Origin of the sequence: Shigella sp. FC1967 (genome assembly GCF_001743005.1) — a bacterium.
In the GTDB taxonomy this organism is placed as follows: Bacteria; Pseudomonadota; Gammaproteobacteria; order Enterobacterales; family Enterobacteriaceae; genus Proteus.
Genome location: NZ_MIIZ01001289.1, coordinates 1 through 422 on the forward strand (window position 1 = coordinate 1; position 422 = coordinate 422).

At 42.9% G+C, this 422-nt stretch carries 1 pseudogene; it reads left to right on the top strand.

The features are described from left to right. Positions 1 to 67 precede the first annotated feature (67 nt). Positions 68 to 422: pseudogene (locus BHE89_RS21355) on the top strand (helix-turn-helix domain-containing protein); the annotation flags it as partial.

Consider the following 422-nt stretch of genomic DNA (forward strand, 5'->3'; position numbering starts at 1 on the left):
TGATTACTCAATTGATATATTGCCCTAACATGTTAAAATAAAAACATTATATCAATGAGCGCTGATGATGTTAAGAGCAACAAAAGTACGCATCTACCCAACACCAGAACAGGCTGAATATCTCAACGCTCAGTTCGGTGCGGTTCGTTTTGCGTACAACAAAGCTCTGCACATCAAGAAAGACGCTTACCAGCGGCAGGGCGTAAATTTTAAACCCGCGTAAAGACCTTAAACCGCTGCTTGCAGTGGCGAAAAAATCCCGCAGATATGGGTGGCTTAAAGAATATGACTCCATAGCATTGCAGCAGGCGGTGATTAACCTTGACGTGGCTTTCTCCAACTTTTTTAATCCGAAACTAAAAGCCCGTTTTCCCACGTTTAAAAGTAAGCATGGCAGACAATCTAGCTATCATTGTGTCGGG